Source organism: Candidatus Electrothrix sp., assembly GCF_052785085.1.
Window position 1 is genome coordinate 1 of record NZ_JALAAI010000087.1, and the last position, 17,223, is coordinate 17,223.

Here is a 17,223-nt window from a genome sequence, read left to right on the forward strand (position 1 = left end):
TGTAGGAAGCGCAACGCCTGTCCGTGGAAATATCTCGCTGAGGTTATCACGGCTCGGCGCCAGGGGCTGGATGTGCCTCCTCTGCCTCTTGCTGCGTAAAAAAAATGAGAGGGGTCTGAACGGTTACGGTGGATGCTGTAATCTGTCTCAATTTGTATGCGGCTATAAGAATGGACGTCTTTTTCTTTAAATTCCTGCCTCAAGTCACAGAGTATTTGTTCTATTTGCGATATCAGGGTACTTTTATCTTTTGTCACCGAGCGAAGCTCAATAATTTCCAGCCATTTCATGTTAAAGTAATATCTCCGTGTGTTGAATACCAGCTTTTTCCTGTGATATAGCAGGATGCGTGCCGGAAAATTATATTCTTTATTTTAAAAAGGATACCGTTCCTCCTTCTGTTCTGTCTTACCGTATATGATAAATCAGGTTGTCATATACGGTAATTCAGCGATACAGATGCCGTATATGGTAAGCCTGATATTCATCATTGACGAAAACTTTGAATACAACTATACAGACAAATCAAAACTCCAAGTTTAGATCTGTCTGCATCATGCTGAATCGAAAAATTGAAGCTGAGTTAAAAATAACCGCTGATGAATATCCTGTTATAACCATTATCGGCCCGCGTCAGTCCGGAAAGACCACCCTGGCCCGAAAATTTTTTCAGAACCATGCCTATGTGAATCTTGAGAATCCGGAACTGCGCAGTCTTGCTCTGGATGATCCCAAAACCTTTATGCGCCGCTATCCAGCCCCGGTTATTTTGGATGAAATACAGAACGTTCCTGAACTTCTGTCATGGATACAGGTCATAGTTGACGAACATCCTGACCTGCTCGGAGGGTACATCCTTACCGGCAGCCACCAGTTACAGTTGCGAGAGGCAATCACCCAATCTCTGGCCGGAAGAACAGTTGAGTAGGTCTGCTTGAGCAAAACGAAAGCGGACAACTCACCGCAATAGAAAAAACACCCTCTGCAAGAGGAGAATCTCTCGCTGTAACGAGAAAAACCCTTCCCGAAACGGCAGAAATCCCCCTGAAGCAGGAGAAAATGGTTATGCAACGGGAAAAAATGGTACTGAAGCGGGAGAAAGTCATCCTGTAGCAGGAAAAAATGGTTATGCAGGACTGCAACGCCGTTTTCTCCCCCTGCACCCGCATATCTTCCGGGGAATCCTTCCCTCAACCCGCTTCAGGAGAACGTTTTCTTCGCCTGTCTCATGTCATTACACCCAATCCTATCTACGCAACAGCGATATGATAACAAGGAAAATATTTCTTTTCTTCTGCCCGTCATGCGGACGAAATTATGAGGCTGAAGCAGAACCGGCTGGTATTATGCTGCTCAACCGGAGTACCATGGTTTCTGTGTTTGCCTGAAAAAGAGCCACTTGACTTTTTCCTCTTGTAATGCCATGTTCAGCATGGAGCAGCAGACTCCGATTTAACCACATAATGCATTATAATAAACGAGATAAAAGAGGGTCGCATGGATAAATTAACACGGGAAATCCATGAGCATGAGCAAATTGTAGAGGCAATGGCCTTTTTTGAGAATTTTCTCAAAACCATTACCAATAATGACGTTGATCATTATTTAGAGCGATTACATAAATTTACCGATGAATATATTGTTGAGCATTTTAGATTTGAAGAACAGGAAATTTTCCCCCTTATTCTTCAACAGGGTTCATCAGAAGAAAAAGCGTTTATTGAAGAACTCCAGGAAGATCATAGGAAAATCCTTGACGCATTGGCAGAATTTATAACGGTTATCTCCTCGTATAGGGAACACCCAAATAAAGAAGAAGTGAAAAATATTATCAAGTCAAGTGAGATCGTTGTCAGCCAGGTCATTCTGCATGCCCGAAAGGAAGATAAAAAACTGTTTCCAGCACTGAAAAATTACAGGCTGTAAAAAGAACTCGGCCTTTTAGGAAAGAAATGATTCAATATTTCGTAACAACGACAAAACCCCTGCTTGCCAATATCGCAGGACTGACAAACCTCACCCCACCCTGCCCGGGTCTCAACCAAAATTTCATTTCTTTCTCCCTGTACTTCTTTTGCAGTTTTACCTTGCACATCTTCGTTGTATAGGGTATATAAACTCTTTTTTGAGTATAAGATACTGACTCCCTGTTTTTAAAGTGCGCTATTTTCAGTCGCTTAAATGATACCTTTTCAATATCATTTTGAATGCAGGATACGTGTTGAGGGGTTACAGAATTCGCTGTGACTCCTTTTTTATTTTAAAATGGTTGTTTGCTCGGCAAACAGCAAGTTCTTTTATCCAAATTCCGAGGGAGATCAGAGGGAGCGGATAAAATCAGCGGTCAGGCAGCTGTAACAGAGGAATAAGAGATGAACAAAGATCTGGAGAAAGTACGGAATATAGGCATCAGTGCCCATATTGATTCGGGCAAGACAACGCTTACTGAACGAATCCTTTATTACACCCAGCGTATCCACGCTATCCATGAGGTACGCGGCAAAGACGGTGTTGGCGCAACAATGGATTCCATGGAGCTGGAAAAAGAGCGTGGTATCACCATTCAGTCGGCTGCTACCTACTGTTCTTGGAAAGGTACTGATATCAACATTATTGATACACCAGGCCATGTAGACTTTACTGTTGAGGTTGAACGTGCCCTGCGCGTTCTTGACGGTGCTATTCTGATCCTCTGCTCCGTGGGTGGTGTGCAGTCCCAGTCCATCACGGTTGATCGCCAGATGACCAGATATAATGTTCCCCGTATTGCCTTTATCAATAAATGCGATAGGACCGGTGCAAATCCTGAGCGCGTTGTTAGTCAGCTGCGGGATAAGCTCAATCTCAATGCAGTCATGATCCAGCTGCCCATTGGTCTGGAATCTGACCTGGAAGGTATGGTTGATCTGGTCACCATGAAGGCTATCTACTTTGATGGCGATCAGGGCAATCAACTCCGCTATGAAGAGATCCCTGATCATCTGAAAGATGCTGCGGAGGAAAAACGGGAAGAGCTGCTGGACGCGGCTTCCATGTTTTCAGAAGAATTGATGGAGGCTATGCTGGAAGAGGAAGAAATTCCAGAAGAGCTGCTCCACGCTGCTATCCGGAAAGGAACTCTGGATCTGGAACTGGCACCGGTTATGATCGGTTCTGCCTATAAAAACAAGGGTGTTCAGCCTCTGTTGGATGCTGTTGAAAAATACCTGCCCTGCCCAACCGAGGTTAAAAATACCGCCCTTGATCTGGATAAGGGTGAAGAGGAAGTCACAGTTTCAAATAATCCTAAAGATCCGTTAGTTGCCTTGGCCTTTAAACTGGAAGACGGTCGTTACGGTCAGCTCACCTATGTTCGTACGTATCAGGGTGTCCTGAAAAAAGGTGAGACCATCTTCAACACTCGTACCGGCAAAAAAGTTAAGGTGGGCCGTCTGGTGCGTATGCATGCCAATGAGATGGAAGAGATCGAAGAAGCAGGGGCTGGTGATATTGTTGGCCTCTTTGGGGTTGACTGCGCCTCTGGTGATACCTTTTGCGATAACAAGATCAACTGGTCCATGAGCTCCATGCATGTACCGGCCCCGGTTATCTCTCTGGCCATTACCCCGGCAGATAATAAGGCACAGGATAATATGTCCAAGGCCCTGAATCGTTTCAGCAAGGAAGATCCGACTTTTAAAACCTTTGTTGATCACGAGACCGGTGAAACCATTATCTCTGGTATGGGTGAACTCCACCTTGAAGTGTACATTGAGCGCATGCAGCGTGAGTACAAGGCCGAGGTTGAGGTGGGTGCTCCCCGGGTTGCCTATCGTGAGGCCATTACTCAACGGGCCGAATTCAACTACACCCATAAAAAACAAACTGGTGGTTCTGGTCAGTTCGGTCGGGTGGCAGGCTTTATGGAACCGTTGGAAGAGGAAGAGTACGAATTTGTTGACGAGATCGTAGGTGGTGTTATCCCCCGTGAATACATCCCATCCTGTGACAAGGGTTTCCAGGCTTCTATGGAGAAAGGGCTGCTGATCGGTGCGCCTATTACCGGTGTTCGTTGCCTGATTAATGACGGTAGTTATCATGCCGTAGACTCCTCAGATATGGCCTTTCAACAGGCATCCAAGGGGGCCTTTAAAGAAGGGTATAAAAAGGCCGGGCCGGTTATTATGGAACCGATCATGAAAGTGGCGGTGGAAGGCCCCTCTGAGTTTCAGGGCGCAATCATGGGCAGCCTGAACCAGCGACGCGGCATGATTGTTGGTACCTCTGAAGAGGGTAACTATACTGTTGTAGAGGCGGATATGCCGTTGTCTGAAATGTTCGGCTATTCCACCACCCTGCGCTCTCTGACCCAGGGAAAGGCGGAATTCACTATGGAATTCTCAACATATAAGCAGGTACCCAAGAGCGTTTCTGAAGAGCTGATCAAAGAATACGAAGAGTCCAGGAAAAACGGATAAGGCCCTGACATTCGGCAAAGACAGTAGCCTGCCTTTGCGCGCGGGCTGCGTGAGCGATACGAAAGAGACAAAATAAGAGGTAGTATCATGGGATATGAACCGTTAGTGAAAAAAAATCCGTTACGGGTTCTGAACTTAGCTGGAAACGAGAAAAAAATGGGGCTGATCATGGCCCGGGCCGGATTGGGCAAAACCGCACTGCTCGTCCAGATCGCCTTGGATGCTATTCTGCGCGGAAAGCGGGTTGTCCATATAAGCATTGGTGAGAATCTGGAAAAAACCAAACTTTGGTATGATGATATTATGGAGGTTATCCTCCAGGAATGCTCTGTGGCTAACCCCCATGAGCTGATTGATATGGTGCAGCGGCACCGAATGATCATGAGCTTCAAGGAGTCTGCTTTTAACCGGGCCCGCCTTGAAGAGCGATTAAATGACCTTATTCTGCAGGATATTTTCAAGCCGGATTGCGTGGTGATCGATGGGTTTGATTTTACAACCATGGATCACAAGGACTTGGAAGATATAAAGACTCTGATGGAAAATCTGCGTTTACAGACCTGGTTTTCCGCAACCAGCCACCGTGACGATGATCGGGTCTCTCCCTCTGGAGTACCTGCTCCCTGTCATGAGCTTGATGATCTTTTTGAGACGGTGGTTTTGCTTAAGACGGAGCAAGACACTGTCCAGCTGGAAATCATTCGTCATAACAGTGATGCCTGCAGCGGCGACTCTTGCCAACTGATTCTGGACCCGGCGACCATGATGGTGAAAAAGGATGACTGAGATGAATCTCCCCGCTCTGAGGATGGGGATTGATACAATTTGCTTCGCAACGATCCTTTGATCCTGTTTTATAAGCAAGATGCGACGCATTCGTATCTTGCTTTTTTTATCAGAGTACTGGGTGTTACCCAGGTCTCTTACTATAAAAAATAAAAAAATGCGTTTTCGTCCCTGCATTGATCTGCACAACGGCAAGGTAAAACAGATTGTTGGTTCCACCCTGAGCGACAGCGACTCAGCGACCCTGCAAACCAATTTTTCCTCGCAATTTTCTCCTGCCCATTATGCCCAAATGTACCGCCAGGACAACCTTCCTGGAGGTCATGTCATCATGCTGGGACCAGGTAATGAAAAGGCTGCAACCGAGGCCCTCCAGGCCTGGCCTGGAGGCCTGCAAGTCGGCGGCGGAATAACAGATCAGAATGCGGAACAATGGCTGGAGCGAGGAGCTTCTCATGTTATTGTTACCTCACATGTTTTTCATGATGGGCAACTTGATACAAAAAGGCTGGACAAGCTCTGTCAACTCATCGGAAAAGAGCAATTAGTGCTTGACTTAAGTTGTCGCTGGAAACATAATGGGTATTACGTAGTTACAGACAGATGGCAAAAATTTACCGACTTGAAAATCAACAAAGCCCTCTTGCTGGAGCTGGAAAAAAGCTGCGATGAGTTCCTCATCCACGCTGTTGACGTAGAAGGAAAATGCATGGGGGTTGATGAAGTTCTTCTTGAACTACTTGCAGCAGCAGAGGTCAATAAAGCGATTACCTATGCTGGTGGAGTTACTCATTTGAAAGATTTGGAACGTATTTGTCAGGCCGGAAAATCCCAATTGGATGCAACAGTGGGCAGTGCTCTGGATATTTTTGGCGGGACAGGATGTACCTATGAAGAGGTGGTAAAATTTCATAAGAAGGCTGCGGAGTAACGTATTCATCATTCTGATATATAAAATTATTTTTCTTTAAAGGGTTGAAAAGATGAAGCGGGCAATTTTTACTACCGACGTAAAAGGAACACCCGATTGCATCATACGAAATAAAAAATTACTGGTCATATTCAAGGATCTTTTGCAATGGAGTTACCAACATTTTTTACGCTTTTTTGTTGACAAATACAGCTCATCTGTTTAAGTTCGCCCACTAAATAAGTAATCAATAAGGTGAAGCGTTGTTGTTTTCCTGAAAAACACCTGCATACCTGTTGGATTTTCAGTATTTTATTTACGTTTTTACGTTTACCTTAATTTTATAACTTTCTTGAGGAGGAACACCGATGGCAAAGCATGATACGCCTTTGTTGGACGAACTGGAAAACGGCCCTTGGCCGAGTTTCGTTACCGACATGAAGCGCCAGGCAGAGACACACCCTGAATGCTGGGACATTCTCGGTCAGCTAGAGCTTTCGTTCAAAGACAGAATTACACATTGGAAGCATGGCGGTATCGTTGGTGTTTTTGGATACGGCGGCGGTATTGTTGGTCGTTACTCAGACAAGCCGGAAAAATTTCCCGGTGTTGAGCATTTCCACACCGTTCGTATTGCCCAACCTTCCGGCCTGTACTATTCCACCAAAAATCTGCGTGCATTGATGGATCTGTGGGATAAATACGGATCAGGTATGACCAATATGCATGGTTCTACCGGTGACATGATTCTCCTCGGTACCCGTACCGAAAACCTGGAGCCTTTGTTCTGGGATCTGACCCATGATCTGGAGCAGGATCTCGGTGGTTCCGGTTCTAACCTCCGTACGCCTTCCTGCTGTTTGGGTGAGTCTCGCTGTGAGTGGTCCTGCTACGATGCGCAGGATGTGTGCTACCACCTGACCATGCATTACCAGGATGAGATCCACCGTCCGGCTTTCCCGTATAAATTCAAATTTAAGTTCTCCGGTTGTCCCAACGACTGTGTTGCTTCCATTGCTCGCTCTGACTTTGCTCTGATCGGTACCTGGAAAGATGATATCCAGATGGATCAGGCAGCTGTCAAAGAGTACATAGCTGGTAACTATCCGGCAAACGGTGGTGCCCATGCCGGTCGTGACTGGGGTCCTTTTGATATTAAAAAAGAAGTTCTTGATCTCTGCCCCACCAACTGCATGTGGATGGAAGGTGATGAACTGAAGATTGACAACTCCGAATGTACCCGTTGCATGCATTGCATCAACGTTATGCCTCGCGCTCTGAAGCCGGGCAAAGAAAAAGGCGCAACCGTCTGCATCGGTGCGAAAGCTCCGATTCTTGACGGTGCCCAGTTCGCCACCATGGTTATCCCCTTTATTGAGGTTTCCAAAGACAACGAGTACGAGAACCTGATTGACGTTATTGAGCAGGTTTGGGACTGGTGGATGGAAGTTGGTAAAAACCGTGAGCGTGTTGGCGAGACCATGCAGCGTATCGGCCTGCCTACCTTCCTGAAGGTTATGGAAGTGGATGCTATGCCGCAGCATGTGAAAGAGCCGCGTTCCAACCCCTATGTCTTCTGGAAGGAAGAGGAAGTTGAAGGTGGCTGGGAACGTGACGTTGAAGAGTTCCGCAAGAAACATGCAGCGTAGGTCGTTACCGATTCTACTTAAATTTTTGAATATTTATCATATAAGGAGATTGTATAATGGGTTACGATCCTAAAAATCCCATGGAAGGTCGGATCACTGACCTGGGTCCTCGTTCATACACTGAAATGCTGCCCCCAGTTATCGCAGCAAATAAAGGAAAATGGGACTACCATGAAATTCTTGCCCCTGGCATTCTGCTGCATGTGAGCGAGACCGGTGCTGAGTGCTATACCGTACGTGTTGGTTCTCCCCGTCTGGTTTCCATTGAATATGTTCGTGAACTGTGTGACATTGCAGATAAGCATTGTGAAGGTTATCTGCGCTTCACCACCCGGAACAACGTAGAATTCATGGTTGACTCCAAGGATAAATGCGATGCTCTGGTTGAAGAACTGAAAGGCCGCGAAACCAAGCTGCCTATCGGTGGTACTGGTGCCTCTGTAACAAACATCGTTCATACTCAGGGCTGGGTACATTGTCATACTCCGGCTACCGATGCTTCCGGGCCGGTTAAAGCAGTCATGGATGACCTGTTCGAGTACTTTGGTTCTATGACCCTGCCTGCCCAGGTACGTATTGCTCTGGCTTGCTGTCTGAACATGTGTGGTGCTGTTCATGCCTCTGATATTGCTATCCTTGGTGTCCATCGTAAGCCACCGATGATTGATCACTCCCGTATCACCGGTGTTTGCGAGCTACCACTGGCTATTGCTTCCTGTCCGTTGGGTGCTGTAAAGCCAGCTAAGGCTGAAGTCAACGGCGAAGAGATCAAGACCGTTAAGGTTAACGCTGATCGTTGTATGTTCTGTGGTAACTGCTATACCATGTGTCCGGCTATGCCGCTGGCAGATCCGGAAGGTGACGGTATCGCTATTTTGGTCGGTGGCAAGGTATCTAATGCCAAGTCTGCACCGAAATTCTCCAAACTGGTCATCCCCTTCCTGCCCAACAACGCACCACGTTGGCCGGAGACTGTTGAGGCTGTTCGCAAGATCGTTGAGGTCTATGCCAAGGATGCCAATAAGTACGAACGTCTTGGCGAGTGGGCTGAGCGTATCGGCTGGGAGAAGTTCTTTGAAAAATGTGAGATTCCGTTCACAGATAAGTCCATTGACGATTACCGTCTGGCTTACGATACATGGCGGACATCCACCCAGTTTAAGTACACCAACGCGACAGACGCTTACACCAAGTAAGGATCTTTTGCGTGATCAATTTCACCCGGCTCAGATTTTTTGGGAGTCGGGTTCTTATCAACTCAGCCAAAGAGGTACACATCATGGCAATGAGTGTTGAAGAAGTAGAAGCTGCAATTATTGAAAAAGCGACTAAATCGCCAAAACCGCAGCTGTACATCAAAGATTTTTACAAATGTGATGCTGACCGTAAACCGCGTGAGATCAAAAAAATTGCCAATGCGTTGGTAACCAAGGGCGAACTGATGTTTTGGTCTTCCGGTTCCACCACGATGTACGCACGTCCAGACCGTATCCAGAACGAAGAGGGGTAAACCGAACCGCAAGGATAGGTTATTCAACTGCTGGAAGCAGGGGCCGCATGGTCTCTGCTTTTTTTTTTCTGGCTATAGGTTGATTTCTTTTCCCCTTATCATCTCTACAATGGTATATTTTTCATAAGATTTTCGTTGCTGCATACAGGGATGAATTTTCTCTTGCAAATTCCGTTGATGCCCACTAAAAGGTGAATACGAAGAATAAATCAGCATAAAGATAAAAGATGAGTTTTAAAAAAACATTACAGGCCAATCAATGCTGCCTCTATGTTATTGACGCACAGGAACGATTGATGGCTCATATCCATGAGAGCCGACGGGTTATTAATAATATTGACCTGATGATTCGCCTTGCCGATACCTTGGAATTTCCTATTATCGCAAACACGCAATATAAGCAAGGAATCGGGCCCATTGTTGAAGAGCTTGTCCCGCTGCTTGCAGATTGGCCCTGTATTGATAAAACAGAATTTAACGGATTGGAGAATGCCGGGGTACGCTGTATGCTTGATAAGCTCCCCACAACAGTAGATACCCTTCTGCTCTGTGGAGTGGAGAGTCATATCTGTGTGTACCAAACAGCCATGGGAGCCATGCGAGCCGGTTATAAGGTCCGGGTCATTGCAGATGCTATCTCTTCCCGCACTCCTGAAAATGATGCCTACGCAAAAGAACGCCTCCGGGATATCGGTGTGGTCGTGGTTCCGGCAGAAATGATTATTTATGAACTTTTACAAAAAGCCGGAACGCCAGCCTTTAAAGCTATGCTCCCTTATTTGAAATAAATCCTTCAAGTATCCTGATATCCTGCTCCCAGATTTTCTACCAATCTCAAAACGATCTATTAATCCAACGTAATGACCGGCAACAAAATACGACAAAAATTTCTTCATTATTTTAAAAGCAAAGGGCACACTGTTGTTGACTCATCGTCTCTTGTCCCCCATGATGACCCAACCCTGCTCTTTACCAATGCGGGTATGTTTCAATTTAAACGGATTTTTATGGGGGAAGAACACCGGGAATACACCAGAGCGGTTTCCTGTCAACGTTGCCTCCGAGCCGGGGGCAAGCATAATGATTTAGAAAATGTAGGCTACACAGCCCGTCATCATACCTTTTTTGAGATGCTCGGGAATTTTTCCTTTGGTGATTATTTTAAAAAAGAAGCTATTGACTTTGCCTGGGAATTTTTAACCAAGGAGCTGGGTCTTAACCCTGAACAACTCTGGGTTTCGGTTTTCCGGGAAGATGATGAGGCCTATGAACTCTGGGAACAGATAGAAGATCTGCCCAAGGGTCGCATTGTTCGCTTGGCTGAGGCAGATAATTTCTGGGCAATGGGCGATACCGGTCCCTGTGGTCCCTGCTCTGAGATCCATATTGACCAAGGCCCGGAACACGGATGCGATAATCCTGACTGTGCAGTAGGTTGCGACTGTGACCGCTTTCTGGAGCTCTGGAATCTGGTCTTTATGCAGTTTTATCGGGATGCAGACGGCACCATGACACAGCTGCCCAAGCCCTCCATTGATACCGGCATGGGGCTGGAGCGGGTTGCTGCTGTTCTTCAGGGCAAATATAATAATTTCGACTGCGATCTCTTTACCCCACTCATTAACAGGGTCGTTGAACTTTCTGGCAGGGCCTATAATGATAACCCTGCTGACGATGCAGCTATGCGGGTTATTGCTGATCATGCCAGGGCCACAGCCTTTCTGGCGGCTGATGGGGTTCTGCCCTCCAATGAAGGCCGGGGCTATGTCCTCCGTCGCGTTATGCGACGAGCCATTCGTTACGGTCGTACTTTGGGACTGACCGAGGCGTTTTTTGGCGGCATTTGTCGCCAAGTGATTGACCTGATGAAGGATGCTTATCCCCATCTTGCTGACTCGCTAGAGCTTCTTGACAAAGTGACGGATCATGAGGAAACCCGCTTTGGCGAGACTCTGGATCATGGTCTGACCATGCTGGATGAGGAAATCGCACGTATACAGGATTCCAAGCAGGACACCCCTGCCATCAACGGCGAATTTATCTTCAAACTCTATGATACCTATGGTTTTCCCAAGGATATTGTTCGGGACGTGGCCCTGGAAAAAGGAATATCTCTGGATGATGCTGGCTTTGAAGCAGCAATGGAGCGGCAACGTAACCAATCCAGACGTTCTTGGAAGGGTAAAGATGTAGATCATTTTTCTGCTGGCATGATTGCCCTACTGGATCAAGGAAAAACAACCGAGTTCCTCGGCTACAGCACTACCACTGCTGCCTCTGTGATAGAAGGTATTATCGACGATCAAGGTAACCTAGTGCCCGAGGCCCTTGCTGGATCAGAAGTACAGATCTACTGTCCGCAGACCCCTTTTTATGCCGAGTCTGGTGGTCAGGTAGGCGATCGCGGAACCATCAGCTGGGAGGGCGGCTCCTTCACTGTTCAGGAAACCAAGGCTGCTGCCGAGGGCCTGGTACTTCACTCTGGTACGGTTACAGAAGGTATCTTAGCCATTGGCCAACAGGTCAACTTACAGGTGGATGAACGACGCACGGCTACGGCTCTTAACCATACAGCCACCCACCTCCTCCATGCAGCCATGAAGGAAATTCTGGGTGATCACGTCAAACAGGCAGGTTCTCTAGTACGGGCAGATCGGTTGCGTTTTGACTTTACTCATTTTTCACCAGTCACACCAGAGGAAATCCGGGCCATTGAACAGCTGGTCAACCGGGAAATCCGCAGAAACACCCCGGTGAATACAGAAGTCCTTTCCAAAGAGGCCGCCATTGCCGACGGAGCAACCGCCCTGTTCGGAGAAAAATACGGAGATGAAGTACGGGTGGTCAGTATCCCACATTTTTCTAAAGAACTCTGCGGTGGCACCCATACTGGAGCCACCGGTGATATCGGTCTGTTCAAAATTATCTCGGAAAGCGGCATTGCTGCCGGAGTCCGTCGTATTGAGGCTGTGACGGGCCAAGCAGCTGTGGATTGGCTGCAAGATTTAGCTGAACAGGCGGATGGACTAGGGCAATTGCTTTCCGGCTCCTTTAACGATGCCCAAGCTCAGGTTAAAGCTTTGCTGCAACGGCAGAAAGAGCTGGAAAAAGCAATCGCAACCCTGAATGCGTCCAAGGCCCTGGGAGAACTTGATGAACTACTGGCCGGAGCTGTGGATATCAACGGTGTTCAGCTCATCTGTGGTCAGCTTCCTTTGAATTCACCTAAAACCCTGCGTGAAATCGGTGATAAGGTCCGGGACAAAATGACCAGCGGTGTGGCAGTGCTGGGCGGTGAGTTTGGCGGCAAGGCAGCCCTGTTGGCCTTGGTGACCAAGGATCTGACCGGTCAAATCAAGGCAGGCCAACTGGTCAAAGAGGTAGCAGCCCTTGTGGGAGGAAAAGGAGGAGGAAGGCCGGATATGGCTCAGGCTGGCGGTCCTCTGGCGGATAAACTTCCAGAAGCCATGCAGGCAGTTCCCGGCATAGTAGGCAATCTGTTAGGGGAGTAAATAAATAATGAGTGATGTTTCTTTACCAGATGCGCAACGCATAGTCATAACAGGTGTCGGTCTGACCGCACCAGGCGGGTCCAATAGCCTTGCAGAGTTTCGTGAACAGGTTCTTGCAGGCCGGAGCGGTATTTCCACTCTTGATCTGCGCTATATGGATACCTACCCTGCTGGTATCTGCGAGTTCCCGGAAACCAAGTACCGCAAAAAAAAGGAAAATAAACGGAGCACCAGGGCAGGCTGTATTGGGGTCTACTGCGCAGGCGAGGCCCTGGCTGATGCTGGTATAGATTTTTCTGAGTATGAGCGCAGCCGGACCGGGGTCTATATGGGCCTGACTGAACACGGCACAGTGGAAACAGAGAACGAGGTCTATAATATCAGTAAATACGATTATAATGTCGACTACTGGACCCATCATCATAATCCACGCACGGTTCTGAATAACCCGGCTGGTGAAATCACCATGAAATTCGGGATTACAGGCCCTCATTATTCCGTGGGTGCAGCCTGCGCTGCTGGTAATGCCGCCTTGATTCAGGGAAGCCAGATGCTTCGCCTTGGTGAAGTTGATTTTGCCCTTTGTGGTGGATTATCGGAATGCGTGGGTTCTTTTGGGATCTTTGCCAGTTTTCGTGCTCAGGGAGCCTTAGCTGAACACGAGGACCCGACCCAGGCCAGTCGTCCTCTGGATCAGGATCGCAATGGAATCGTTATCTCAGAAGGCGGGTGTGTCTTTGCCCTGGAACGACTGGATAAAGCCCTTGCCAGAGAAGCAAAAATCTACGGGGAAGTTGCTGGCTATGCCATGAATTCTGATGCCCGTGATTTTGTTCTTCCCTATGGCCCTCGTCAGGCCGAGTGTATCCGCTTAGCCCTTGAGCGGGCAGGCCTCAGTCCACAGGATATCAATATAATCAACACCCATGCCACCGGCACCCGGCAGGGAGATGTGGAGGAGTGTAAGGCCCTGGCGGAAGTTTTTGCTGATTGTTCTGCTGTCAGAAGTAATAACACCAAATCCATCATTGGGCACGCTATGGGTGCTGCTGGCGTTCTGGAATTGGCTGCCAATCTTTCTGCTTTTGAAGATAATTTAGTCCATCCAACAATAAATCTGGACAATCCTGATCCAGACTGTGCCTTGCCAGGCTTGGTTGCAGGTAGGGCAGAAAAACTTGATCAGGTGGAAACAATTCTTAATAATTCTTTCGGCATGGTAGGGATAAATTCAGTCGTCATTATCAAGAGATTTATGGCAGGCTAATTTTTTTTATGGTAGTATTAGTCCCTTTTGCCAAAAAATTGACAGAGCCTGTCAGTTACAAGGGTTGTAAGAAAAGCGAACGAATATTAAAGAGTATTTATATTGAGGAACCGGCATGACCCGTGATGAAATCAAGGATATCATCCTTGAAATTATTGAAGATATTGATGAAGATGCGGATTTTGACAATTTGGATGCGGATCAGCCTCTCCGCGATCAGTTAGACCTTGATTCTATGGATTTTCTTGATATCGTGATGGAGTTACGGAAACGCTACAAGCTCCAGATACCTGAGGAAGACTATCCCGAGCTGGCGACCTTGACCAGTTGCGTCAACTATCTTGAGCCGAAACTGCAAGACGTTTAATTGATCGGAGCATTCCATTGAAATCGTTAAACTATGCAGCGGGGAGGGTGGTTTCATAACAACGCATAATTTCTTTTCCCCGCATTTCTGTCATGGCTGATTACCGGCTCATTATTATCGGCGGCGGCCTTTCCGGGTTGGCCGCCGGTATCCGTTCAGCCCGTTTCGGGCGGAAAACCCTGATTGTCGAACGGCACAGCCTGCCCGGCGGTTTAAACTCCTATTACTACCGCCAAGGGTATCTGTTGGAAACCGGTCTGCATGCGATGACCAATTTTGCCGCTCAGGGAGCAAAACATGCGCCCTTGAACAGGCTGTTCCGCCAGTTGAAACTTTCCCGCAAGAAATTTATCACCCATGAGCAGCTCGGCTCCGAGGTGATCTTCCCCCAGGCATCGCTTCAATTTTCCAACGACTTTGATCTTCTCTGCGAAGAAATAGCACGTCATTTTCCGGCAGGCATTGACCGGTTTCGGGCAATGGCCAAGGAGATTGATACCTACGATCCCTTTGCCGAGGTGCCGTGGCAATCGGCCCGCGATTTTCTCCATGACCGCCTTGCCGATCCTTTGCTGGAGGATATGCTCCTGCTGCCCCTGATGGTGTACGGCAATGCGGAAGAGCATGATATGGATCTGGGGCAGTTCGCCATCATGTTTCGGGCACTCTTCCTGGAGGGTTTTTTTCGCCCTCAAGGCACGATGAAAGACCTGATCGACATGCTGTTGGATCAGTATGCGCAATTCGGCGGGGAAATCCGTTTTCGTGCTCCGGTTGAGGGCATTATCAGCAAAGACGAGAAGGTCCGGGGAATCCGTTTGGAAAACGGCGAAGAGATCACTGCGGATGCGGTCCTGTCCACTGTGGGCATTCCCGGAACAGCTCAACTGAGTGGCTGGCCCCTAGCCCTGGACATGGACGAGTATATCGGTAAAATGACCTTTATGGAAACCATCTCCATGCTGCCGGAAGTGCATTTGCCGCCGGAAAGGGCAGGGCGGACTATCCTGTTTTACAGCCTCAATGACGAGTTGAAATATCATCGACCTGCCCAAGCTATTGATCCTTCCTGGGGCGTGATCTGTTTCCCGGATAATTTTCAGGGGCTTGAGCGTCAACACGATGCGCCGACTCAGGTTCGGGTGACCAATGCGGCCAATTATGAGCTTTGGCAGCAGGCGGCGCAGGATAAAGAGCAGTACCGGCAGGTTAAAGAAGAATGCGGACAACAGTCGGCAGCGGCAGTGAGCCAGATCCTTGGTCAGTATAATCAAGACGCAGTGTTTCAGGACAGCTTCACGCCCATGACTATTGAACGCTTCACGGCAAAATGCGGCGGGGCGGTGTACGGCAGCCCGATCAAGATCAAGAGCGGCAGAACGCCGTTTGAGAATCTCTTTATTGCGGGCACGGATCAGGGCTACTTGGGTATTGTCGGGGCCATGCTCAGTGGGGTGACTATTGTTAATCAGCATTTGTTGGGATAGCTGATTTCTATTCTTCGGAAGTCGTTTCGGGTAGCTGGCGGTAAGTAAGAACCGGCTCAAGCTGATTGTCTGCAATATCGGAAAAGAGGAAATAGAGGAATGGAAAAATTAGAGAAGTACCGGGACAGCATTGTTGAGATCATGAAAAAATATACAAATGCTGATTCGGCCAGCGGAGATATTGAAGTGCAGACGATTTTTGACCGAGAAAACGATCATTATCAAATAATCAATGTGGGCTGGCAGAATGACAGGAGAGTTTACGGTTGTTCTCTGCATATTGACATAAAAAACAACAAGGTTTGGATACAGCATAACGGAACGGAACGAAGGATTGCGGAAGAGCTGAACGAGCTGGGCGTGCCCAAGGAAGATATTGTTCTGGCGTTCCATGCGCCTGAGAGAAGACAGTTTACAGAGTATGCGACGAATTGAAAGGCACGATTTGTTGTTGCAGCAGATGGGCAGTGATCTGAACATAGATAGCTGCCATGGGCAGCTTACCTAGACTGTCCAAAAACGACCTTTTTGAGCTATTTTTTTTGCTCACTTTTTTGGGAATAGTTCAAGCGAATAACATCTAAAGTGACAATACCTTCGCCAGTTACCAAGATGATTGCTCGTTAAGGGCTACGGTGTTTTAAAGAGTTGCAAAACGATTCGTATATTAAAAAGCTGTGTGGTATTTGGCAGACAGCTTTTTAATTGTTTTGATCTATAATCAAATAGTTACTTTGGCAGTGCTTTGAGATATATGACGCCCCGATTTGACAGTAAATTTGGCAAAAATATAGTTGAGCCCTACTTTTTGTTGATTGGCGAAGGTATTGAAGTGAAATAACGGATTGACACTTCTTCAAGACTATATTCTTGACTTAAAAAAGCCGCACCTAAAGCTAATGGATTCTTTATGAGACTCAAATTGACTCGCACGAAATCTTGTATTTTATCATTTTGCGGTAGAACCAAGTCATTTTTTTTTGCATCGGCTCTACTATTTGTACCCTTTATTTTTTCAGGGAATGCGCTGGCGGTTCCGGCAGCCCCGATTGAACATGAGCTGACTCAACCGGACGGTTCAAAATTTAAAGCTAGAAAATGGGGTGATGAGTGGAATCACGGCTGGGAAACGGTTAAAGGGTATACAATTAAAGGGTGTTGAAAAGAATATCTCAACGCCACACAAAAACAGTTGCTTAGATAATAAAAAGCCTGTATAATGAGGAAAAGTCAATAATGTTAAACCTTTTACTCATTTCAGGTGTTATGCACAATAAA

15 protein-coding genes are annotated in these 17,223 nt (G+C 47.3%); all 15 read left to right on the forward strand.

What is annotated here, in order from left to right; translation table 11 throughout:
- The first annotated feature begins 556 nt into the window (after positions 1-556).
- Positions 557-928, forward strand: a complete 372-nt coding sequence (locus L2082_RS13430) for an ATP-binding protein (protein WP_446010572.1) — start codon at positions 557-559, stop codon at positions 926-928.
- 569 nt (positions 929-1,497) lie between these two features.
- The gene (locus tag L2082_RS13435) at positions 1,498-1,926 is read left to right on the forward strand and encodes a hemerythrin domain-containing protein (protein WP_446010571.1); all 429 of its coding nucleotides are present in this window, start codon (positions 1,498-1,500) and stop codon (positions 1,924-1,926) included.
- A gap of 446 nt (positions 1,927-2,372) precedes the next feature.
- Entirely contained in the window at positions 2,373-4,457 is a 2,085-nt protein-coding gene (gene fusA, locus L2082_RS13440; RefSeq protein ID WP_446010570.1) for an elongation factor G, read from the forward strand.
- 87 nt (positions 4,458-4,544) lie between these two features.
- A complete protein-coding gene (locus tag L2082_RS13445; RefSeq protein WP_446010569.1) occupies positions 4,545-5,243 on the forward strand; it encodes a hypothetical protein in 699 nt (232 codons plus the stop codon).
- 157 nt (positions 5,244-5,400) lie between these two features.
- Entirely contained in the window at positions 5,401-6,174 is a 774-nt protein-coding gene (gene hisA / locus L2082_RS13450; protein ID WP_446011847.1) for a phosphoribosylformimino-5-aminoimidazole carboxamide ribotide isomerase, read from the forward strand.
- A 347-nt stretch (positions 6,175-6,521) separates the two neighbouring features.
- A complete protein-coding gene (gene dsrA / locus L2082_RS13455) occupies positions 6,522-7,802 on the forward strand; it encodes a dissimilatory-type sulfite reductase subunit alpha (RefSeq protein WP_446009432.1) in 1,281 nt (426 codons plus the stop codon).
- 56 nt (positions 7,803-7,858) lie between these two features.
- Complete coding sequence (gene dsrB / locus L2082_RS13460) at positions 7,859-8,998, forward strand: dissimilatory-type sulfite reductase subunit beta (RefSeq protein ID WP_446009431.1); 1,140 nt, start codon at positions 7,859-7,861, stop codon at positions 8,996-8,998.
- Positions 8,999-9,081: 83 nt separating this feature from the next.
- On the forward strand, positions 9,082-9,312 hold the full coding sequence (locus L2082_RS13465) for a dissimilatory sulfite reductase D family protein (RefSeq protein ID WP_446009434.1): 231 nt from the start codon (positions 9,082-9,084) through the stop codon (positions 9,310-9,312).
- A 227-nt stretch (positions 9,313-9,539) separates the two neighbouring features.
- Positions 9,540-10,100 carry an isochorismatase family protein gene (locus tag L2082_RS13470; RefSeq protein ID WP_446009430.1) on the forward strand — a complete coding sequence of 187 codons (561 nt, stop codon included), beginning with the start codon at positions 9,540-9,542 and terminating at the stop codon, positions 10,098-10,100.
- Between the two features lie 72 nt (positions 10,101-10,172).
- Positions 10,173-12,824 carry an alanine--tRNA ligase gene (gene alaS / locus L2082_RS13475; protein WP_446009429.1) on the forward strand — a complete coding sequence of 884 codons (2,652 nt, stop codon included), beginning with the start codon at positions 10,173-10,175 and terminating at the stop codon, positions 12,822-12,824.
- 7 nt (positions 12,825-12,831) lie between these two features.
- Positions 12,832-14,091, forward strand: coding sequence for a beta-ketoacyl-[acyl-carrier-protein] synthase family protein (locus tag L2082_RS13480; RefSeq protein WP_446009428.1), 1,260 nt, complete (start codon positions 12,832-12,834; stop codon positions 14,089-14,091).
- Positions 14,092-14,206: 115 nt separating this feature from the next.
- Complete coding sequence (locus L2082_RS13485; protein ID WP_446009427.1) at positions 14,207-14,458, forward strand: acyl carrier protein; 252 nt, start codon at positions 14,207-14,209, stop codon at positions 14,456-14,458.
- A 92-nt stretch (positions 14,459-14,550) separates the two neighbouring features.
- Positions 14,551-15,945 (forward strand): phytoene desaturase family protein, encoded by a 1,395-nt coding sequence (locus L2082_RS13490; RefSeq protein ID WP_446009426.1) that lies wholly within the window; start codon positions 14,551-14,553, stop codon positions 15,943-15,945.
- Positions 15,946-16,044: 99 nt separating this feature from the next.
- A complete protein-coding gene (locus L2082_RS13495) occupies positions 16,045-16,380 on the forward strand; it encodes an element excision factor XisI family protein (RefSeq protein ID WP_446009425.1) in 336 nt (111 codons plus the stop codon).
- Between the two features lie 487 nt (positions 16,381-16,867).
- Positions 16,868-17,107 carry a hypothetical protein gene (locus L2082_RS13500; protein WP_446011848.1) on the forward strand — a complete coding sequence of 80 codons (240 nt, stop codon included), beginning with the start codon at positions 16,868-16,870 and terminating at the stop codon, positions 17,105-17,107.
- The last annotated feature ends 116 nt before the right edge of the window (positions 17,108-17,223 follow it).